Below are 21,434 nucleotides of genomic sequence, written 5' to 3'. Positions count from 1 at the left end.
GGAGGTCGGGCCAGGGCCTGTTCACACTAATCTAAAATAGCGTCCATCGTATCAAGACAAGCCCGCTGTCCGCTTGATGAGGACACTGCCCGACGCCGCTTTGTGGCGCCGCAGCCGCTAACACTGCCACCTATGACTTCCAACGCCTCTACTCCCATTCGCACCCGCTTCGCGCCTTCGCCCACCGGTTTCCTGCATTTGGGCGGCGCGCGCACCGCGCTGTTCTCCTGGGCCTTCGCGCGCCATCACAAGGGCACTTTCGTGCTGCGCATCGAGGACACGGACGTCGAGCGGTCCACGCCGGAAGCCGTGCAGGCCATCCTGGACAGCATGGAATGGCTGGGCATGCAGCCGGACGAGGGCCCGTTCTACCAGATGCAGCGCATGGACCGGTACCGCGAAGTCGTGGCCCAGATGCTGGCCGCCGGCACTGCCTACCACTGCTACAGCTCGCCCGAGGAAGTCGAAGCCATGCGCGAGGCCGCCCGCGCCCGCGGCGACAAGCCGCGCTATGACGGCACCTGGCGCCCGGAACCGGGCAAGACGCTGCCCGCCATCCCCGAAGGCCGCAAGCCGGTGGTGCGCTTCAAGAATCCCCAGGACGGCGCCACGTCCTGGAACGACATGGTCAAGGGCACGATCAGCTTCGACAACACCGAGCTCGACGACCTGATCATCGCGCGCCCCGACGGCACGCCTACCTACAATTTCTGCGTCGTGGTCGACGACTGGGACATGGGCATCACGCACGTGCTGCGCGGCGATGACCACGTCAACAACACGCCCCGCCAGATCAACATCCTGCGCGCGCTGGGCGCCACGCTGCCCGAATACGGCCACGTGCCGATGATCCTGGGCCCGGACGGCGAAAAGCTGTCCAAGCGCCACGGCGCGGTCAACGTCATGGAGTACGACAACGAGGGCTACCTGCCCGAGGCCATGATCAACTACCTGGCCCGCCTGGGCTGGAGCCACGGCGACGACGAACTCTTCTCGCGCGACCAGCTGGTGTCCTGGTTCGACACCAAGCACCTGTCCAAGTCCGCGTCGCAGTGGGATCCCAAGAAGCTGAACTGGGTCAACGCCCACTACATCAAGCAGATGGACAACGCCGAACTGGCCGAGCGCGTGGCCACGCGCGTCGCGGCCCGCGGCGGCTACCCCGAAAAGATCGATCTGCCGGGCGTCATGGGTCTCTTGAAGGACCGCGCCGAAACGCTGGAGCAGCTGGCCGACGGCGCCATGCTGTTCTGCGGCGAGTTCAAGGGCGCACCGGCCGACCTGGCCGAGCAGCACCTGACCGCCCCCGCCCGCGAAGCGCTGGCGGACTTCGCGCAGCGCGCCCGGGATGCGGAATGGACGCGCGAGGCGCTGTCCGCGCTCATCAAGGGCGTGCTGGCCGACCGCGGCCTGAAGATGCCGCAACTGGCCATCCCGCTGCGCGTGGCCGTCACCGGCCAGACGCAGACGCCCGCGGTGGATGCGGTGCTGGCGCTGCTGGGCAAGGAAACGGTGCTCAAGCGGCTGTCGGCGATTTAAACCCGGGTGTCTGACACCTGCATAAGAAGGGCCTTTTCCTCCAATGATGAAAAGGCCCTTGTGTTTTCAATCCGGCGTGACGCCAACGCCGTTCACGCCCGCTGCAACGCGGCCCTCGCCTTCAGCGCCCGGGCAAAGAACGCCCCGAGCAGCGGCAGCAGCACGGCCGAACCGCCGAACAGCGCGGCCGCGCCGATCTCGTCCACCACGGCCCCCGCCAGCGCCACGCCCGCCGCCTGTCCCATGAAGAGGCACGAGGCAAACCACGCCACCGCCGTACCGCGCGCGGACGGCACCATCTGCGTGGCGTTCGTCTGCAGCGTCGCGTGCAGGAGGTAATAGCCGAAGCCCGCCAGCACACTGGCCGCCAGGCTCCATATCCAGACCGGTCCCAGCCAGTACGACAGGAACGCCACGCCCAGCACCAGTCCGCCCGCGACGGCCAGGCCGCGCTCGCCGAGCCGTTTCAGGATGCGGCCCGCGACAACCGTATAGATCAGTCCGCCCACCGCATACACGGCGACCAGCGCGCCTGCGGCCGTCAGCGAGATATCGAATCGCTCATGCAGGTACGAGGGAGCAAAGGCCAGCGCGCCGAACACCAGCAGGCCTTCGATGAACACCGTCGCCAGCACCACGCGCGCCCACGGTGCGCTCAGCACCAGCCGCGCCTGCGCGATGAAGCCTTGCCGAGGCGCGCTGGGATCGACCTGCGCAAAGCCGGCCGCCCGCTGACGCCGCACTTCCAGATGCAGCAGCCCCCCCACGATCAGATATCCCGCCACGAGCGCGGCAAAGGCCCAGCGCCAGCCGACGGTATCGGCAAAGAGCCCGCCCGCAAGCTGGCCGGCCGACATGCCGAGGATGGTGCCGGTCAGAAAGCGCGCCAGCGTCGCCTGCCGGCGTTCATAGGGAACGTTGTCGCCGATCCACGCCATGGACAGGGGCACGATGCCCGCGCCGGCCGCGCCGGACAAGGCGCGGCAAAAGACCAGCATGTCGAGCGATCCAGCCATGACGGCGCCAGCGCTGCCCAGCGCACACGCCACGGTCGCCACGCTGACGACGCGGTACTTGCCGTAGCGATCGCCCACCGGACCGAAGAACATCTGCAGCACGCCATAGGCCACGGCAAAGGCCGTGACGGCGCGCGCGGCCTGGCCGGTGGTGGTGCCGAATTCCGCCGCCAGTTGCGGCAGCATGGGATCACAGATTCGGAAAGCGCTGGCGCTGACGAAGGCGGCCAACGCGAGCAGCGCGATCGCGCGTGCTTCGGAGGACAGGGCGGGCATGGGAAACCGGCTGCGGGGCGAAAGTCGAAGCCCGCACCTTACCGCAGCCTGGCCCGCTTGGCTTGACCGCCGGGCGAAATGTCCGCCCGGCGCAACGGTCAGTAGGCCAGTCGGTAGCCCGCGGGCATGCGGCGCGCGGTCAGCAGCATGCCGCCCGACTTCAGTTCGCGCAGCGACAGCTTGGACTGCTCGACCTTCTCGACGCGGTAGCGGTTCAGATAGATCGGATCGGTGGGATCCACCGGCTCGCCCGCCGACTTCGTGGTGCGCATCGTGTAGACGCCGTCCGCCACGCTCCAGCAGCCCGTCTCGCGCAGCGCGGGACGGGTCTTGCGGCCGATCTTGAGCAGGGATTCGTAGGACATGGTGCCGTCGGCGGACAGCACGATCAGCGACTGCATGTCGCCCGCCACATCGCGCGGACGCGAATTGGACAACCAGGTGCCGATCATCGGGTCGCCAGTCTTGGCGGGCGTGCAGGCCACCGGCTTGGGCGGTTCAGCGGGTTGGGCCTCGGTGATGGCGGCTGGCTTCCTGGCGGCGCAACCGGCCAGGATCACGATGGCGCAGGCAATGCCTGCCGTACGCAAAAACACACTGCTCATGACTTCCTCAAGACGTCCGCCGACGCGCCGCGCCGATCACACCGGCCCGTCCCAGGCGCAGCGGACTTCACGCACTCTAAATAGGCGTCAGGGAAGAATCAACGACGATCCGCGCCGTGTGCAAATGCGCAACAGTGCGGGTGCGGACGCGCCCGGAATCCGCGCGGAAACCGCAAAAATGCGTTGGTTTCTAGCGACAGCGGCTCACCCGCGACGCGCCTTCTCGCGCAGCATTTCCTCCATGCGCGCGGCGGCCGGAGACAGACTTCTGCCGGCCAGACGGGCAATGCCCAGCTCGCGTTCGATGCGCGGCCGCGACAAGGGCACAAACGCCAGTCCCGGCGAATCCGGCGGCACGCCCAGGCGGGCCAGCACCGTCACGCCCACGCCGCGCTCCAGCATGGCCAGCAGCGACATCATGTTGGAGACGAACACCTGCCGGTCCAGCATGAACGCCGCTTGCGGATGACCGGCAAGCTGGCGGTGCGCAATGGTGCCCACCAAAGGCAGGTCGGCGATCTCGCGCCACGTCACGGACTTGCGGCCAGCCAGCGGATGGCCGCGATGGCAGACCAGGCCGAAGGCGTCGCGCATCAGCGGTTCGAACGACAGGCGGCGGTCGCGCGACACGGTGCTGCACACGCCCAGTTCGACCTCGCCCGCCAGCACCATGCGCTCGACCCCCTCGGAGTTGTCGTCGAACAGGCGCAGCGACACCGCGGGATACTGCGCCCGGTAGGCGGCCACCAGTTCGGGCAGCCAGTGCGTGGCGGCGGACGCAACGGACGCCATCGTCAAGCTGCCGGCGCCATTGTTGGCAAGCCCCGACAAGGCGCCCGCGACCCGGTCGTGGTGGTCAACCAGTTCACGCGCCAGCGGCAGGCAGTCTTGCCCGAAGCGCGTCAGCGTGCCGCGGTTGCCGGGCTCGAACAGCGGCTGTCCCAGGCGTTGTTCCATTTCCCGGATCGACAGGGACAACGCGGGTTGGGATCGGAAAGCCCGGACGGCTGCGGCGCGAAAGCTGCCCAGCTCGGCGACCAGCAAAAAATGCCGGTAATGGGAAATGGAGAGATCGGGAAGCGGGCGCATGGGGCGGCGGATTAGTAGAACTTATCAATCCATATGAAAAATAAAGTTTTCTCATCATAGGCGGCCTCTTAAGATGGCCGCAATATGCCTACCGCCAACCTTATCTCTCCCTCCGCCACGGACCCGCTGGACTTTGGCGTGGCCGATCGGCTGCCCGTGCGCGATGCGGGGCATGGCCGCCTGCGCATCGGCGCCGTCCCGCAAGACGGCCGGCCCGGCCTGTTGTTCGTGCCGGGCGCCTACCACGGCGCCTGGTGCTACGCGCACTATCTGGATTACTTCGCAGCCGCCGGTCTGGCGTGCGCGGCGCTGGACATGCGCGGCCACGGCGACCTGCCGCAAGACGCCGGATTTCCGAACGTCACCATTGAGGACCTGGGCCAGGACGTCGTCAGCGCACTGGATGCGCTGGATGCGCCGACCGTTGTCGTGGGCCACAGCATGGGCGCGTTGCCGGCGCTGCTGGCCGCCAGCCGGCGGCCCGTGGCCGGCGTCGTGCTGCTGGCGCCCTCGCCGCCAGGCGATCTGCCCGGTGCGCTGGCCCTGCCTGCCGTGCCCGAGGACGCGCCGCGCACCGCCCCCGGCGAGGCGGAAATCCGCTCACGTTTTCTGGCCACCACACCGGACCGGGACGTCCGCGAGGTGGCGCGGCGGCTGTGCGCGGAAAGCCCCCAGGCCCTGAACGACCGATACCTGCTGCGCGTGGCCATCGGCGCGGCATCGATCCGCGCGCCCGGCCTCTGCCTGGAAGCGGGCCTGGACACGCATGACCGGCATCCACCGGGGCAGGACGAAGCCATTGCGCGCCGCTACGGCTTTTCGCATGCCCTGCTTGCCGGACAACCGCACTGCATGATGTACGCAGATCATTGGCAGATCAGCGCCGCCGCCATCCTGGACTGGCATCGCAAGCGATTTGGCTGAGCCCCCGCAAGACAACGACGACCACAACGATAACGACGCGCCCAGGCGCACTCAGGAGACAGAGACATGACCATTTTCCGCTTGCTGCGTCCGGCGCTCGCCGGCGCCTGCCTGCTGTGGGCCGCGGCCTCGCACGCCGCCGGCTGGCCCGATAAGCCCGTGACGATCATCGTGCCCTCCGCGGCGGGCGGCGCGGCCGACCTGACCGCCCGCACCTTCGCGCAGTACTTGGGCGAGAAGACCGGGCAGACAGTGATCGTGGAGGATCGCCCCGGCGCCGGCGGCATCGTGGGCACCAACGCCAGCAAAAGCGCCGCGCCCGACGGCTACACATTCCTCTTGTCCACGAACTCCACGCATTCGGCCAACCAGTTCCTGTACAAGACGCTGCCGTACGACGCGCAAAAGGACTTCGAGCAGGTCGGCATGCTGGGCACGTTCGGCACGGTGGGCGTCGTCTCGCCGGACAGCCCGTACCGGACCGTGCCCGAACTGGTCGAATACGCCAAGAAACATCCGGGCGACGTCTTCTTCGGCTATTACAGTTCGTCCTCCCAGGTGCCGTCCGAACTCTTCAAGCAGCGGGCCGGCATCAACATCACCGGGGCGGCGTACAAGAACATCACGCAGATCATCACCGACCTGCGCGGCAAGCAGATCGGCTTCGCGTTCGTGGATTACCTGACCGCCATGGGCCAAATCGACGGCAAGGGCCTCGTCCCCATCGCCGTGACCGGCGCCCGGCAGCATGATGCCTGGCCCAGCGTGCCGACCATGGCCACCTACTATCCCGACTTTGTCGTGGCGGGTTGGCTGGGCCTGTCGGCGCCCGCCCGCACGCCTCCGGAGATCGTCGCCAAAATGAACGCCTACCTGCAGGCCGCGGTGCAGGACGACGCCACGGCGCGCAAGCTGCGCGCCTTGGGATTGACGCCGGAAGCGATGGACGTGGCGCGCTTTGACGCGTTCGTGAAGGAAGACACGGCCCGCTGGAAGGAATGGATCCGGATCGCCGGCATCCAGCCCCAATAAACCTGGCCCTTGCGCACGGCGGCGCGCCCTTTCTCTATATCTATATAGAGAAGGCGCGCCTTTCTACAGCGGCAGCCGCTGCTCGTGCTTGATTTCACGCAGCGCCACAATGGTGCGCGTCTGCCGGATGCCCGGCATGTTGAACAGGAACCGGTGCAGGAAGCGGTCGTAGGCTTCCGGGCTTTCCACCAGGATCTTCAACAGGAAGTCCGAATCGCCGGTCACGGCATAACACTCCAGGATTTCCGGGGCATCGCGCACCGACCGCTCGAAGTTCTCGACCGTGTTGGCCGAATGCCGCTCCAGGCTGATCTGCGCAAACATGCAGCCCAGCCCCACCTTGCTGCGGTCGACCTGGGCGCTGTAGCCCTGGATCACCCCGCTCGCCTCCATCGCCTTCACGCGCCGCCATACAGGCGCGGCGGACAGCCCCACCTTCTCGGAAAGCTGCTGCGCAGAGGCCCGGCCATCTTCCTGCAGCGCCTTGAGGATGCCGATATCGGTCTTGTCCATTCGTTTGTCTCCTGGTTTTCTTGGAATACGAAATGTTCATTGCGAATTATAGGGATAGCACGATCCAAAAACGCAATAAACCTGATCCCTCGCGAACCTATCATGGTGCCAAAGACGAGGAGCATTGACTATGGACGGTACCCCCGCCGCCGCACCCGAGCTGGACCTTGATTACCAGCTTGCCGACAACCTGACCCGCGAGTCCGGACGCATCTTCCTGACCGGCACGCAGGCCCTGGTGCGCCTGATGCTCACGCAGCGCCGGGTGGACCGCGAACGCGGCCTGAACACCGCCGGCTTCGTATCGGGGTACCGCGGATCGCCGCTGGGCGGCGTGGACATGGCCATGTGGAAGGCGCAGAAGGCGCTGGACGCCAACCAGATCACCTTCCTGCCGGGCATCAATGAAGACATGGCCGCCACGGCGGTCATGGGCACGCAGCAGGCCGGCGTGCGCGCTGACCGCAATGTCGATGGCGTGTTTGCCATGTGGTACGGCAAGGGTCCCGGCGTGGACCGCGCCGGCGACGCGCTGCATCACGGCAATGCCGCGGGCGCCTCGCGCCACGGCGGCGTGCTGGTGGTGGTGGGCGACGACCACACCGCCGTGTCGTCCTCGATCCCGCACGCCAGCGAAGCGTCGCTGATCGGCTGGCAGATGCCCATCGTGCATCCGACGTCCATCGACGAATACGAGACCTTCGCGCTCTGGGGCTGGGCGCTCTCGCGTTATGCGGGCACGTGGGTCGCCTTCAAGGCCGTGTCCGAAACCATCGAAAGCGGCCACTCGTTCACGCCAGCCGCCATCCAGACCTACGACATGCCCGATGATCCGGACATGCCGGCCGGATCGCTGGAATACTCCGCGCGTGACTTCCTGTCGCTGGCGGTCGAGACACGCATGAACCAGCGCATGAAGGCCGTCGCCGCCTTCGCGCGCCGGCACAGCATCGACAAGCTGACCTGTCCGGCGCCCAAGGCGACGGTGGGCATCGTCACCGTCGGCAAAGCGCACCTGGACACCATGGAAGCGTTGGCGCGCCTGGGCGTGGACACGGTTACGGCGAATGCACCGGTGCGGATCTACAAGCCCGGCCTGACCTGGCCGATGGACGAAGGCCGGTTGCTCGACTTCGCGCGCGGCCTGTCGCACATCCTCGTCATCGAGGAAAAAGGCGCAGTGGTCGAAAGCCAGATCAAGGACATGCTGTTCAACCTGCCCGAGCGGCCGACGGTCATGGGCAAGAAGGGACTGGACGGCGAGCCGATGGTGCCGTCGGCCGGCCAGCTTCGCCCGTCGCTGCTGGCGGCGCCGCTGGCCGGTTGGCTGTCGCGCGCCGCGGGGCTGCCCGTGAACCGCGACCTCTCGGCCTTCGAATGCCAGGCGCCGCTATCCAACGACGCGGACGGCATGCGCCGCCGCCCTTACTTCTGTTCGGGCTGTCCGCATAGCACGTCGACCAAGGTGCCCGAGGGCAGCCAGGCGCTGTCCGGCGTGGGCTGCCATTACATGGCCGCGTGGATGGACCGCGACACCGGCGGACTCACGCAGATGGGCGGCGAAGGCGTCGACTGGATCGGCCTATCCCGCTATACGAAGATGCCGCATATCTTTCAGAACATGGGCGAAGGCACGTATTACCACTCGGGCTACCTGGCCATCCGCCAGGCCGTCGCGGCGCGCGCCAACATCACCTACAAGATCCTGTTCAACGACGCCGTCGCCATGACCGGCGGGCAACCGGTGGACGGCCCGATCTCGGTGCCCCAGATCTGCCAGCAACTGCGCGGCGAAAACGTGGCGCGCATCGTCGTCACGACCGACGAGCCCGAGAAATACCAGGGCGTGGACCTGGGCCCCGGCATCAAGGTCCACCACCGCCGCGAGCTGGACGCGCTGCAGCGCGAGCTGCGCGAGATTCCGGGCGTGACGGTCCTGATCCATGACCAGACCTGCGCGGCCGAAAAGCGCCGCCGCCGCAAGAAGAACCAGTTCCCGGACCCGGCGCGCCGCATGCTGATCAACAGCGCCGTGTGCGAAGGCTGCGGCGACTGCGGCGTGAAGTCCAACTGCCTGTCGGTCGTTCCGCTGGAAACGCCGTACGGCCGCAAGCGCGCGATCGACCAGTCCAGCTGCAACAAGGACTACTCGTGCGCGGAAGGCTTCTGCCCGAGCTTCGTGTCCGTCATGGGCGGCAAGCCCAGAAAGAGTGCGGCGCCCAAGGCCGACCAGGAACGCCTGCAGGGCATGATCGCCGGCCTGCCGCAGCCCGCCCTTCCTGCCTTGGACCATCCCTATCGTCTGCTGGTCGCCGGCATGGGCGGCACCGGCGTCATCACCATCGGCGCCATCGTGTCGATGGCCGCGCACCTGGAAGGCCTGTCGGCCGCGGTGCTGGACCTGACCGGGCTGGCGCAGAAAGGCGGCACCGTCGTGAGCCACATTCGCCTTGCCCCGGCGGGCTCGGCCGCTGGCCCCGTGCGGCTGGACTGGCAGCAAGCCGACGCGGCCATCCTGTGCGATCCGGTTGCCGCGGTCGCCCCGGATTCGCTGGGTGCCTTGCGCCACGGCCACACGCAGGTCACGGTGAACACGTACGTGGCGCCCGTGTCCGAATTCACGCGCAATCCCGACGCCGCGATGCGCCCCGAGGCGCTGCTGGCCAAGATCCGTCACGCGGCGGGCGACGCGCACACGGCCGCGATCGACGCGCATGAAGCGGCGCTGGCGCTGTTTGGCGACAGCATCCTGTCGAACATGTTCATGCTGGGCTACGCCTGGCAGCGCGGCGGCGTGCCGCTTTCGCAGGCCGCCATCTATCGCGCGATCGAACTGAACGGCGTGGCGGTCGCGGCCAACCGCGCCGCCTTCGACAGCGGCCGGCTTGCCGCGCATCGCCCCGACGCCCTGGAAGGCGCGTTGCGCCCGCGGGCCCAGGTCGTGCAGCTGCACATCCCCGAAACCTTCGAGCGCGCCGTGGCGCGCCGTGTCGAAGACCTGACGGCCTATCAGGACGCGGCGTACGCGCAGGCGTATCGGGACGTCGTCGACGCCGTCGCGGCCCGCGAGCGGGCCCTGGCGCCCGATGCCAAGACGCCCCGCCTGGCGATGGCCGTGGCGCGCGGCCTGTACAAGCTCATGGCGTACAAGGACGAATACGAAGTGGCGCGCCTCTATACCGGCGAGACCTTCAAGGCGCAGCTGGAAGGCCAGTTCGAGGGCGACTACAGCCTGCGCTTTCACATGGCCCCGCCCATCTTCGCCCGCAAGGATCCGCGCACCGGCGTGCCGCGCAAGATGACGCTGGGTCCGCGCACGATGTCGGCACTGAAATTGCTGACCCGACTCAAGGGCCTACGCGGCACCTGGTTCGATCCCTTCGGCCATACCGCCGAGCGCAAGATGGAACGGGCGCTGGTCACGGAGTACCGCCAGACCATCGATCAACTGCTTGCAGGGCTGACGGCGGACAACCTCGCGCAAGCGGCTACAATCGCCGCCCTGGCTGAAAACATTCGCGGCTTTGGCCACGTGAAGGCCGCCAATGTCGAGAAGTACCGGACCGATCTGGCCCGGCTCATGCAGAGCTATACAGCACCGGCCCCGCACGCCAGCGCCTTGCGGAAAACCGCATAAACAGCCGGTCTGAGTGGTCACTGACCTGGGCGCGCCTTGCGGGGCGCGCCTAGTGCATTTGGTTACAATCTTTTGTGGGATTCGTCTTATCTTCTTCTTGTCCCTGTAAACCTCGATCACTAGAATTAGTGGCCAACGAGGGGTGCTACACTACATCTTGTGGTCGCCTAAGCGCTGATTCCCGCCGGCCACGCCTTACGGACTAGCCTGTCCGGACGTTGCGACCCCCATTACAAGATCCAATTTTGACCAGACATGACGTCGTCATGTCTTCATCTACGCGCTTTTTCGCACAGGAGCTTCCATGCAGACTACGATCGCCTCTGTGACCCGGCCTTCGGCCGTGCCGCCCTCCCAAACCGATTCCCCCGCCGACGCCAACAGCGGCAAATGGGCCAGCTACAACATCATCCGCCGCAATGGCTCGGTGGTTGGCTTTGAGCCCAGCAAGATCGCCATCGCCATGACCAAGGCCTTCCTGGCCGTCAATGGCGGACAAGGCGCCGCGTCCGCGCGTGTGCGCGAACTGGTCGAAACGCTGACCGGCCAGGCCGTCAACGCGCTGGTTCGCAACCGCCCCAACGGCGGCACCTTCCATATTGAAGACATCCAGGACCAGGTCGAACTGGCGCTGATGCGCTCGGGCGAGCATGACGTCGCGCGCGCCTATGTGCTGTATCGCGAAAAGCGCACGCAGGAACGCGCCGCCGCCGCTGCCGCCGAAGGCCAGCAAAAGGCTGACGCCGCGCCGCAGGAACACGTGCTGAACGTCACCGATGCCGGCGTGCGCCGCCCGCTGGACGTGGCCGAACTGCGCGCCACCATCGTCGCCGCCGGCGAAGGCCTGTCCGAGTTCATCGACGCCGAAGCCATCCTGAAGGAAACGGTCAAGAACCTGTACGACGGCATCCCCGTCGACGAAGTGTTCAAGTCCGCCATCCTGTCCGCGCGCGCGCTGGTCGAAAAGGATCCGGCCTACAGCCAGGTCACCGCCCGTCTGCTGCTGCACACGATCCGCAAGGAAGTGCTGGGCGAGGAAGTCTCGCAAGACGGCATGACCACGCGCTACGCTGAATACTTCCCCACGTTCATCGCCCGCGGCATCGAAGGCGGCCTGCTGTCGCCCGAACTGGCCAGCTATGACCTGACCAAGCTGGGCAAGGCACTGAACGCCAAGCGCGATCTGCAATTCGGCTACCTTGGCCTGCAGACCCTGTACGACCGCTACTTCCTGCACATCCGCGGCACCCGCATCGAACTGCCGCAGGTCTTCTTCATGCGCGTGGCCATGGGCCTGGCGCTGCGCGAGAGCGACCGCGAAGCGCGCGCCATCGAGTTCTACGAGATCCTGTCCTCGTTCGACTTCATGAGCTCCACGCCCACGCTGTTCAACTCGGGCACGCTGCACTCGCAACTGTCGTCGTGCTACCTGACCACCGTCTCGGACGACCTGGAAGGCATCTACGACGCCATCAAGGAAAACGCGCTGCTGGCCAAGTACGCCGGCGGCCTGGGCAACGACTGGACCCCGGTCCGCGCGCTGCGCAGCCACATCAAGGGCACCAACGGCGAAAGCCAGGGCGTCGTTCCGTTCCTGAAGGTTGTTAACGACACGGCCGTCGCCGTGAACCAGGGCGGCAAGCGCAAGGGTGCGGTCTGCACGTACCTCGAAACGTGGCACCTGGACATCGAAGAATTCCTGGAACTGCGCAAGAACACCGGCGACGAGCGCCGCCGCACGCACGACATGAACACGGCGAACTGGATTCCCGACCTGTTCATGAAGCGCGTTATGGAAGGCGGTGAATGGACGCTGTTCTCGCCGTCCGACTGCCCCGACCTGCACGACAAGTATGGCCGCGCGTTCGAAGAAGCCTACGTGGGCTACGAAGCGCGCGTCGCCAGCGGCGAACTGAAGCTCTTCAAGAAGATGCCGGCGCTGACGCTGTGGCGCAAGATGCTGTCGATGCTGTTCGAAACCGGCCACCCGTGGATCACGTTCAAGGATCCGTGCAACATTCGTTCGCCGCAGCAGCACGTGGGCGTCGTCCACAGCTCGAACCTGTGCACCGAGATCACGCTGAACACCAACGAATCCGAAATCGCAGTTTGCAATCTGGGTTCCGTGAACCTGGTCGCACACATGAAGCCGGCTGCCGGCGGCGGTTTCGAACTGGACCACGACAAGATCAAGCGCACCGTCAGCATCGCGATGCGCATGCTCGACAACGTGATCGACATCAACTACTACGCCGTCGACAAGGCCCGCAATTCCAACGCGCGCCATCGTCCGGTGGGCATGGGCATCATGGGCTTCCAGGACTGCCTGCAGATGATGCGCGTGCCGTACGCATCGCAAGCCGCTGTTGAATTCGCCGATCGTTCGATGGAAGCGGTGTGCTATCACGCCTACTTCGCGTCGAGCCTGCTCGCCGAAGAACGTGGCCGCTATCAATCGTATGAAGGCTCGCTGTGGTCGCGTGGCATCTTGCCGCAAGACACGTTGAAGATGCTGCGTGATGAACGTGGTGGTCACGTTGACGTTGATGAATCGAGCACGCTCGATTGGGATACGTTGCGTACGCGCATCAAAGAACATGGCATGCGCAACTCCAATTGCATCGCAATCGCCCCAACCGCCACTATTTCCAATATCATTGGCGTATCTGCGTGCATCGAACCCACTTTCCAGAACTTGTACGTCAAATCGAATCTCTCCGGCGAGTTCACGGTCGTTAACGATTACCTCGTGCGTGACCTGAAGAAACTCGGTCTCTGGGACGAAGTCATGGTCGCCGACCTCAAGTACTTCGACGGCAGCCTGTCCCGCATCGATCGCGTACCTTCCGAACTCCGCGAACTCTACGCCACCGCGTTCGAAGTCGAACCGCGCTGGCTGGTTGAATGCGCGTCGCGCCGCCAGAAGTGGATCGATCAAGCCCAGTCGTTGAACATCTACATGGCTGGCGCATCGGGCAAGAAGCTGGACGACACCTACAAGCTGGCATGGACGCGTGGCCTGAAGACCACGTACTACCTGCGCACCCTTGGCGCCACCAGCGCCGAGAAGTCCACGGGACGCGGCGGCGAACTGAACGCCGTCAGCGCGGGTAATCCGTCCACCGCCAACGCCGTTGCCGCAGCACCTGTTTTGCCGGAACCCGAAGTTCTCGGGGCGGTTTGCACCATGCGGCCGGGCGACCCCGGCTTCGAAGAGTGCGAAGCCTGCCAATAACCGCCTCCGGAGAATGAATCATGATTAATTGGGACGACGACACCACCGCCACGCAACCTGCACAACCTGCCGCGCCCGCGGCGGGCGGTCAGGCTGCCCCGGAAGTCCGGGCGGCGACGGGTGTGTTCGGCGACACCGCCATGCCCACGCCGGCCGCGCCTCAGCACGCAGCCGGCCTGGCTGCCAGCGGCGCGGCAACTTCGCAGCGCGTCAAGGTTGCCGACAAGCGCATCATCAATGGCCAGACCGACGTCAACCAGCTTGTGCCTTTCAAGTACAAGTGGGCGTGGGAAAAGTACCTGGCCACTTGCGCCAACCACTGGATGCCGCAAGAGATCAACATGTCGCGCGACATCGCCCTCTGGAAGAACCCGAACGGGCTCACCGAGGACGAGCGCCGCATCGTCAAGCGCAACCTCGGCTTCTTCGTGACCGCCGATTCGCTGGCCGCCAACAACATCGTGCTGGGCACCTACCGCCACATCACGGCCCCCGAATGCCGCCAGTTCCTGCTGCGCCAGGCATTCGAGGAAGCCATTCACACGCACGCCTATCAATACATCGTCGAAAGCCTGGACCTGGACGAAGCCGAGATCTTCAACGCTTATAACGAAGTGCCGTCCATCCGGGCCAAAGACGAGTTCCTGATCCCGTTCATCGACGCGATCGCTGATCCCAACTTCAAGACGGGCACGCCCGAAGCCGACCAGACGCTGCTCAAGTCCCTGATCGTCTTCGCTTGCCTCATGGAAGGCCTGTTCTTCTACGTTGGCTTCACGCAGATCCTGGCGCTTGGCCGCCAGAACAAGATGACCGGCGCTGCCGAGCAGTACATGTACATCCTTCGCGATGAATCCATGCACTGCAACTTCGGCATCGATCTGATCAACACCGTCAAACTGGAAAATCCGCATCTCTGGACGCCGGAATTCCGCGAAGAAATTCGAGAACTCTTCCGCAAAGCGGTCGAACTCGAATACGCTTACGCCGAAGACACGATGCCGCGCGGCGTGTTGGGCTTGAACGCACCCATGTTCAAATCCTACCTGCGCTTCATCGCCAACCGTCGTTGCCAGCAGATCGGTATCGAACCTCTGTACCCTCAGGAAGAAAACCCCTTCCCGTGGATGGCGGAAATGATCGACCTTAAGAAGGAACGCAACTTTTTTGAAACTCGCGTGATCGAATACCAAACCGGTGGCACGCTGAGCTGGGAGTAACGCAGTACGCCATTGAGCCCGGCGCGGGCACGCCCTTCTCTTTTCGATGGGCGTCGCGTTCGCGACAGGCTTGATGGCAAGCTCCTTGGTCAGGGTGTCTTCGAACACGTAGAACAAGCGGTCGGCGGCCTGTGAACAGGCCGCCTGCCGGCGCCATTTGAAATGGCTCGCGCCAAAGGGGCGGGGGCCATATCAAATGGCTGTGCCGAATTCATTAGCGCAAACCGTAGTAGCTGTTGCTCGCACAGAACAGCGGCATGCGCCGATGAATAGCCCGGGCACGGTCCGCCGATTGGCGGGTCGGGGCACGGGTTTAAGTTCTGGGACCCCTGAACCTAAGGAGCATGACCATGGCAACAGCCAAGAAAGCCGTCAAGAAAGCAGCGGTGAAAAAACCCGCCGCCAAGAAGGCAGCAGCAAAGAAGGCCGCTCCGGCCAAGAAAGCTGCCGTCAAGAAAGTTGCAGTGAAGAAAGTCGCAGCCGCCAAGAAGCCGGCCGTGAAGAAGGTTGCCGCCAAGAAGGCTCCCGCCGCCAAGAAAGCGGTTGCCAAGAAGGCCGTAGCCAAGAAGGCCGTCGCGAAGAAGGCTCCGGCCGCTAAGAAGGCTGTCGCCAAGAAGGCCGTTGCCAAGAAGGCAGTCGCCAAGAAGGCAGTCGCCAAGAAAGCCGTAGCCAAGAAGGCCGTTGCGAAGAAGGCCGTTGCCAAGAAGGCTGTTGCCAAGAAGGCAGTCGCCAAGAAGGCCGTAGCCAAGAAGGCTCCCGCCGCCAAGAAGGCTGTTGCCAAGAAGGCTGCCGCCAAGAAGGCCCCGGCCGCCAAAAAGGCTGTTGCCAAGAAGGCCGTAGCCAAGAAGGCTCCGGCTGCCAAGAAGGCTCCGGCTGCCAAGAAGGCGCCCGCCGCCAAGAAGGCTCCCGCTTCCAAGCCGGCTGTTGCCGCCAAGAAGCCTGCCGCCGCGAAGAAGCCCGCTGCGAAGAAAGCCGCTCCGAAGAAGCCCGCCACGCCGCCCACCACGGCTGCTGCCCCGGGCGCGAAGACCGCGCTGAACCCCGCCGCGTCGTGGCCCTTCCCGACGGGTGGCCGTCCTTAATCCGGACGCGCCGAAGCGTTAGCTTCATCAGAGCCGCCTGGTTTGCACCGGGCGGCTTTTTTAATGTCTGCGCGTCATGCCATCCAAATGGCTGACCCCTGCACCGGGCCCGATGCACTAGGACCGTACGCAATTTTTACGTCTGGCCGTGCGACAATTGATTCCTCTTTTTTGGGGTGATCGCGTCCATGCTCGGTGAAATCTTCCGCTTCCTTCTCGAAATCGTGTTCACGCTGTTTGGCGCGGCGCTGATTGCCCGCGCCTGGATGCACGCGATACGACTGCACCCCTTCAACCCGTTGGCGCGCGCGATCTACGGAGCCACCAACTGGCTGGTGCTGCCGCTGCGCAAGATCATCCCCGCAGGCAACAAGATCGATTGGACCAGCCTGGTGTGCGCGTGGCTGTCCGCGCTGGTCTATCTGGTCCTGTTGTGGCTGGTGGCCATCGGCGCGCTGATCCCCGCCGCGCTGCTGCCCGCCGCGATGGGCTCGGCCCTCATCATGACGGCAAAGTGGGCGCTGAACCTGGTGGTCTGGCTGACGCTGATCCAGGCCGTGCTGTCGTGGGTCAACCCGATGGCGCCGATGATGCCGCTGCTGCAATCGCTGACCGCGCCGCTGCTCGATCCCATCCGCCGCATCCTGCCGCGCACCTCGATCGACTTCTCGCCGCTGATCCTCTTGATCGCGGCCCAGATCCTGCTGATGGTCCTGGCTCGTCTGAGCTACGGCATGATGGGCGTGTGATCGCCTACACGGGAATCGCGCTGTAGATCTCGATCAGCTTCTTGCGGTCGATCTTGTGGTTGTTCGACATGGGCAACGCCGGGCAGGCGACCAGTTCGGACGGCACCATGTAGGGCGGCAGGCGCTCGGCCAGCCGCTCCTTCCAGCCGGACAGGGCCTGAGGCGCCAGCAGCGCGGCTTGCTCGCCCGCTGCTTCCGAGCCCGTCACGAAACCAATCAGCCGCACCGCCGTGCCATCGGGACGGCGCAGCACGGCGCAGGCGCTAGCCTCCACGCCCGGTAGCCCATGCAGGGCTTCGTCGATTTCCGCCAGCTCGATGCGGTAGCCGTTGAGCTTGATCTGGTCGTCCATGCGGCCGCGGCAGAACAGCAGCCCGCCCTCTTCCATCAGCCCCACGTCGCCGGTGCGGAACGCGCGGCGGCCGTCGTCGTAGGTGTAGAGCTTGGCCGCGTTCAGGTCGGCGCGGTTCAGGTAGCCGCGCATCACGTGGTCGCCCACGATGCAGATCTCGCCCTCGTCCACCAGCAGCACGCTGTCCGGTTTGGCGTGGCCGACCGGCAGCGGGTCATGCGCCGCCAGCACGGCGTCGGTGACTTCGATCCAGGTGGTGGCCACCGTGGCTTCGGTCGGACCGTAGGTGTTCAGGATGGACGCATCCGGAAAGCGCTGGCGCAGCTTTTTCGCCAGCGCCGCCGGCAGGGGCTCGCCGCAGAATAGGAACGTGCGCAGCGTGGGCAGCGTCGCCGGAGAGAAGTCGCGGTTGGCCAGCTGCTGATGCGCGAACGACGGCGTGGACACCCACACCGTGATGCCGTGGGCGGCCAGCCGGGCCATCCACGGACCGGGCGCGGCAATCTGGTCGCGCGCGTTGAGCACGCAGCTTCCGCCCGACGCCAGGGTGGCAAAGACCTCGTACATGGACAGGTCGAAACTGAAGGGCGCCTGGTTCATGAACACGGGCGCCTCGCCCAGACCAAAGCTGCCGAGCATCCAATCGCCAAGCAGGCCGACGCTTTCGCGGCCGATCTGCACGCCCTTGGGGTCGCCCGTGCTGCCCGAGGTGAACATCACGTAGGCCAGGCCGCGTTCTTCCAGCATGGCGCCCTCGCCCGCCGTGAAGCTGCCGGCCGCGGCGTCGAACACAGCGGCCGCCTGCACGATCTCCACGATGCGGCGCAGGCGCTCAGGCGGATAGATGGTGTCCACCGGCACGAACGGCGCGCCGATCAGCAGCGCGCCGACCATGGCGACGAAAAAAGCGGCTTCCTTGTGGCCGTAGATCGCCACGGGCACATCGGGCGCCACGCCGTGCTTGCGTGCGGCGTCGGCCCAGGCGTGCGCCTCGGTGCGCAACTGGGCCCACGTCAGGCTGCGGTCGGCGGCGGCAACCGCCAGCGCGTCGGGCGCGCGCCCTTCGTCGGCAAACTGGAAGGACTTCAGATCGAAACGCATGCCGTGACTCCCGGCGTCAGATAGGGCTGCGGCCGCTGAACACGTACAGCGCCAGCGCGGCCAGAATCAGGGTGAGCACGCGCCCCAGAAAGCGCATGACGGGCTTGGCCAGCGCGGCTTGCAGGGCAGGCCGGGTGCGCGCCGCATTGATCAGCAGGTTGTGCCCCACCGAATACAGGCCGAACATCAGGCCGCTGACGATGTAATGCAGCGACAGTCCGTTCCACACCCCCATCGCCAGCAGGGTCGCGAAAATGCCGATGTTCTGCGCCGCCAGGCGATGACGGCCAAAGAAGCTGGTCTTGCTCAGCGCCTTGTAGATCGGCATGAACACGACATCGCGCAGCCATTCGGACAGGCTGATGTGCCAGCGCCGCCAGAAATCCTGCGGGTTGAGCGTGGCCAGCGGATTGCGGAAGTTGATCGGCAGCGTGAAGCCGAACAGCATCCCGATCCCGATCGCCATCGTCGAATAGCCGGCAAAGTCGAAGAACAGGTAAGCGCTGTAGAGCGAGGCATTGAGCGCCACGCCCGTGAACGAATAATCGTGCGCGTCGAGCGTGGCCAGTCCATAACGCCAGATCAGCTCGGCCAGGCCGAATTTCTGAATGACGCCCACCATGATGAGTTCCAGCCCGATCAGCCACGTGTTCAGGTTGACCCCTTCGTAGCCGCGCTTCAGATCGGCCTGGAAGGCGCGCCAGCGGTACATGGGCCCCGCCAGCAGCGTCAGCGGGAAGAACAGGTAGATGAAATAGTCGAGCGGCGAGACCCGTTCGTTGCGCGGCGCGAACAGCAGCACGTCGATGGCGCGGAACGTGGCAAAGGACAGCCCGAGCATCGCGCCCAGGTGCGAGACCCCGGTCTTGACCAGCAGCAACGGCGTCATCGTGATGATGACGGCGAGCCAGGTGGGGATGTAGTTGCGGCGCATTGCCCACAGCGCGCCGCCGGAAATGGCCAGGAGCGCAATGGGTTGATAGGGCCGCGCCCAGAACACCGCCATCCAGACGCCCAGGCAGATGACGCCGATGATGTGGCGGTACCCGATGTGCAGCGGCATGCCGGACGAGCGGTATGCGACGAGGCCAAGGCCGCCAAACAGCGCGCCGCCAAAGAAGCTCAAGCTAGCAAAGAGTTCCATGGTGCGCTCAGAACTGCTGGTATTGGAATTCGACCTTGATCGGTCCGCCGCTGCCCGTCGTGGGCTGCGCCTGCAGCACGAACACGAGGATCACGCCCACGTACAGGCACAGATGCCAGAAGAAGCGGCGCGCCCAGGGCGCGCCCGCGTTGCGGGCTTCGTCTTTACGAAAGAATTTCATCGGGAAAAATACTCCGCAATGCCTTGATCGGCCATGGCCCAGCCGAGTTCGGCCAGGTGCATGTCGTCGCGCAGCATCCCCGGCTCGAAGGGAATGCTGTAGAGATCCAGGCACCCCATCTGATAGCGGGTGCACATGCCGGTGATGGCGGCCACCACGGGGTCGAACCGTTCGACGTCCAGGATGAGCTTGGGGTTGAACGGCTGGATGACGAAGTACGCCTTGACCTTGCGCTTTTGCAACAAGGCCATCACACGCGACAGGTCGCCCAGCTCGGTGCGCGTGATCGGATCGACATCCGCGAACTCGTTGCGCGCCGGCGAGTACAGCGGCGCCAGATATTGCTGGTAGTAGTCGTCGCGCACATCGTAGGGATTGTTGCCGCCCAGGGTGTGTTCGACTTCGCGCGCTTCGTGCGTGATCCGGGACCACTGCCCGGCATTCAGGCGGGCGGACATCGGCCACGACACGTACCGGTGCGCGGGCACCGACAACTTGCTGCGCGGCTTGTCGGGCGCCGGTTCCTTGCGGGCTTGCCACCACAACGCCAGCTTGTCCTTCAGCTCGGAGACCTGGCCGTTGGCGATGAGCCACAGCAGGCCCCAGTTCGCGTTGTCGCTGATCCAGTTCTGCATCTGCTCGCGCGTGCTGGGCTGGTCCCACAGACGATCCCAGACCGGGCCGGTGACGTGCTCGGCAAATGCGCTGCGCGGCAATTGGCCGCCGGAGGCGAACCACGCCGGCGACAGCATGATGACCAGCCGCGTGTTGGGCGTAAGCGAATCGGACACCGATTCCAGCACGCTGACGATGCCATACGACTGGAACATCGCATGGCCGTAAGCGAGCGTCGGCACCTTCAGCTCTTCCGGGAAAAAGCGGTAGGGGACGAAACGCAGGTCGTGGCTGGAGAGCTCCGAGGATCCCAGCACCACCAGCGTGCCGTCGCTCAGGGCATTGCCCAGACGATTCAGGTTGACGTGCTGGGTGCCCCAGTCGGGGCCCAGGTTGGGCAGGTAATTGCTCTTGTTGGCCGCCAGCGCCGAGGGCGAGGACGCCGGGTTGACGACGCGGCTGAGCAGGTCATCCGCGCCGCAATACGTGCCTACCGCCAACGCCACCGCCGTCGCTGCCGCAGCGACGTGCGACAGGAACCGGGTATTACGAAGTATGGGCAGCGACATAGCCGGCAAGCACGCGGACCGACTGAAGGTGCTCTGCGATTTCGGGAGCCGGAATGCTGCAGCCGTACTCGGACTCGACCGCGAGCGTGATGTCCACGGCGGCGAGCGAATCGACCAGGCCGGTGGCAATCAGTTGCGTGTCGGGGGTGACTTTCTTCATGACGATCGACTCGACGATCTCGCCGATCTTGGTGTGGAGTTCTTGCTCGGTGTGCATAGATCTTGCAGCGTAACGTTGCCTGTTCGGCAAACCATCCCCCGCCCCGGGATTTCAGGCGCTGAGGATACAGAAAACAGCTGAAACCAAACTGAAAAATTCCAGCCAGCCAGAACGGCCGCCGGATGCACGTGGTTACATTAAATCCGGACTGCCGCGCCGTCGCAATCATTGCACTTCGGCCGTCGAATCGCCATGAAACTTATGGTGGAAATGGCGAGAAAAGGCTGGGAAAGGTAACGTTCGCGGGTAAATCCGGGGGGCCGCGTTGTGAGCGAGCGACATATTTTTACGTGTCGGCCTCCTGCGGCATTTGACCCTGATTCAAGGCGGCCGCC

17 protein-coding genes are annotated in these 21,434 nt (G+C 65.2%); 8 read left to right on the top strand and 9 right to left on the bottom strand.

Annotated features, from left to right (window positions below):
• Positions 1-132 precede the first annotated feature (132 nt).
• Positions 133-1,539, top strand: coding sequence for a glutamate--tRNA ligase (gene gltX / locus ASD87_RS25895; protein WP_056327824.1), 1,407 nt, complete (start codon positions 133-135; stop codon positions 1,537-1,539).
• Between the two features lie 92 nt (positions 1,540-1,631).
• On the opposite strand, the gene ASD87_RS25890 is transcribed toward gltX, so the two are convergent.
• From ASD87_RS25890 to ASD87_RS25880, 3 genes are all read right to left on the bottom strand, one after another.
• Positions 1,632-2,831 (bottom strand): MFS transporter, encoded by a 1,200-nt coding sequence (locus ASD87_RS25890; RefSeq protein WP_056327823.1) that lies wholly within the window; start codon positions 2,829-2,831, stop codon positions 1,632-1,634.
• Positions 2,832-2,929: 98 nt separating this feature from the next.
• Positions 2,930-3,436: a hypothetical protein gene (locus tag ASD87_RS25885; protein ID WP_056327822.1), complete on the bottom strand. Its 507-nt coding sequence runs from the start codon at positions 3,434-3,436 to the stop codon at positions 2,930-2,932.
• A 204-nt stretch (positions 3,437-3,640) separates the two neighbouring features.
• On the bottom strand, positions 3,641-4,525 hold the full coding sequence (locus tag ASD87_RS25880) for a LysR family transcriptional regulator (protein WP_056327821.1): 885 nt from the start codon (positions 4,523-4,525) through the stop codon (positions 3,641-3,643).
• Positions 4,526-4,609: 84 nt separating this feature from the next.
• Between ASD87_RS25880 and ASD87_RS25875 the strand changes: the two genes are divergently transcribed.
• Both ASD87_RS25875 and ASD87_RS25870 read left to right on the top strand, forming a co-directional pair.
• On the top strand, positions 4,610-5,449 hold the full coding sequence (locus tag ASD87_RS25875) for an alpha/beta hydrolase (protein WP_056327820.1): 840 nt from the start codon (positions 4,610-4,612) through the stop codon (positions 5,447-5,449).
• 66 nt (positions 5,450-5,515) lie between these two features.
• Positions 5,516-6,481, top strand: coding sequence for a tripartite tricarboxylate transporter substrate binding protein (locus ASD87_RS25870; protein WP_056327819.1), 966 nt, complete (start codon positions 5,516-5,518; stop codon positions 6,479-6,481).
• A 63-nt stretch (positions 6,482-6,544) separates the two neighbouring features.
• Here the strand turns inward: ASD87_RS25870 and ASD87_RS25865 are convergent, their stop codons facing one another.
• On the bottom strand, positions 6,545-6,994 hold the full coding sequence (locus ASD87_RS25865; RefSeq protein ID WP_008159001.1) for an Lrp/AsnC family transcriptional regulator: 450 nt from the start codon (positions 6,992-6,994) through the stop codon (positions 6,545-6,547).
• A gap of 130 nt (positions 6,995-7,124) precedes the next feature.
• On the opposite strand from ASD87_RS25865, the gene ASD87_RS25860 reads away from it, so the two are divergent.
• The 5 genes from ASD87_RS25860 (at position 7,125) to ASD87_RS25840 (ending at position 16,917) form a co-directional block, all read left to right on the top strand.
• Complete coding sequence (locus tag ASD87_RS25860; RefSeq protein WP_056327818.1) at positions 7,125-10,631, top strand: indolepyruvate ferredoxin oxidoreductase family protein; 3,507 nt, start codon at positions 7,125-7,127, stop codon at positions 10,629-10,631.
• 304 nt (positions 10,632-10,935) lie between these two features.
• Complete coding sequence (locus ASD87_RS25855) at positions 10,936-13,866, top strand: ribonucleoside-diphosphate reductase subunit alpha (protein WP_056327817.1); 2,931 nt, start codon at positions 10,936-10,938, stop codon at positions 13,864-13,866.
• A 20-nt stretch (positions 13,867-13,886) separates the two neighbouring features.
• Positions 13,887-15,086: a ribonucleotide-diphosphate reductase subunit beta gene (locus ASD87_RS25850; protein WP_056327816.1), complete on the top strand. Its 1,200-nt coding sequence runs from the start codon at positions 13,887-13,889 to the stop codon at positions 15,084-15,086.
• 350 nt (positions 15,087-15,436) lie between these two features.
• Positions 15,437-16,168, top strand: coding sequence for a histone H1-like DNA-binding protein (locus ASD87_RS25845; protein WP_056327815.1), 732 nt, complete (start codon positions 15,437-15,439; stop codon positions 16,166-16,168).
• Between the two features lie 188 nt (positions 16,169-16,356).
• The gene (locus ASD87_RS25840; protein WP_056327927.1) at positions 16,357-16,917 is read left to right on the top strand and encodes a YggT family protein; all 561 of its coding nucleotides are present in this window, start codon (positions 16,357-16,359) and stop codon (positions 16,915-16,917) included.
• A 4-nt stretch (positions 16,918-16,921) separates the two neighbouring features.
• Here ASD87_RS25840 and ASD87_RS25835 read toward each other — a convergent pair whose 3' ends face one another.
• The 5 genes from ASD87_RS25835 to ASD87_RS25820 are packed head-to-tail and all read right to left on the bottom strand — an operon-like array spanning position 16,922 to position 21,096.
• Positions 16,922-18,370, bottom strand: coding sequence for a D-alanine--poly(phosphoribitol) ligase (locus ASD87_RS25835; protein WP_056327814.1), 1,449 nt, complete (start codon positions 18,368-18,370; stop codon positions 16,922-16,924).
• Between the two features lie 16 nt (positions 18,371-18,386).
• On the bottom strand, positions 18,387-19,514 hold the full coding sequence (locus tag ASD87_RS25830) for an MBOAT family O-acyltransferase (RefSeq protein ID WP_056327813.1): 1,128 nt from the start codon (positions 19,512-19,514) through the stop codon (positions 18,387-18,389).
• A 7-nt stretch (positions 19,515-19,521) separates the two neighbouring features.
• Positions 19,522-19,695: a hypothetical protein gene (locus ASD87_RS27245; protein WP_128829895.1), complete on the bottom strand. Its 174-nt coding sequence runs from the start codon at positions 19,693-19,695 to the stop codon at positions 19,522-19,524.
• Positions 19,692-20,879 carry a D-alanyl-lipoteichoic acid biosynthesis protein DltD gene (locus ASD87_RS25825; protein ID WP_056327812.1) on the bottom strand — a complete coding sequence of 396 codons (1,188 nt, stop codon included), beginning with the start codon at positions 20,877-20,879 and terminating at the stop codon, positions 19,692-19,694. Before ASD87_RS25825 ends, ASD87_RS27245 begins: the two co-directional genes overlap by 4 nt.
• Positions 20,857-21,096, bottom strand: coding sequence for an acyl carrier protein (locus ASD87_RS25820; RefSeq protein WP_008159625.1), 240 nt, complete (start codon positions 21,094-21,096; stop codon positions 20,857-20,859). Before ASD87_RS25820 ends, ASD87_RS25825 begins: the two co-directional genes overlap by 23 nt.
• Between the last annotated feature and the right edge of the window lie 338 nt (positions 21,097-21,434).

Source organism: Achromobacter sp. Root170 (genome assembly GCF_001428165.1).
Lineage (GTDB): Bacteria > Pseudomonadota > Gammaproteobacteria > Burkholderiales > Burkholderiaceae_B > Achromobacter > Achromobacter mucicolens.
This window is presented reverse-complemented; position numbering and strand designations above follow the sequence as displayed.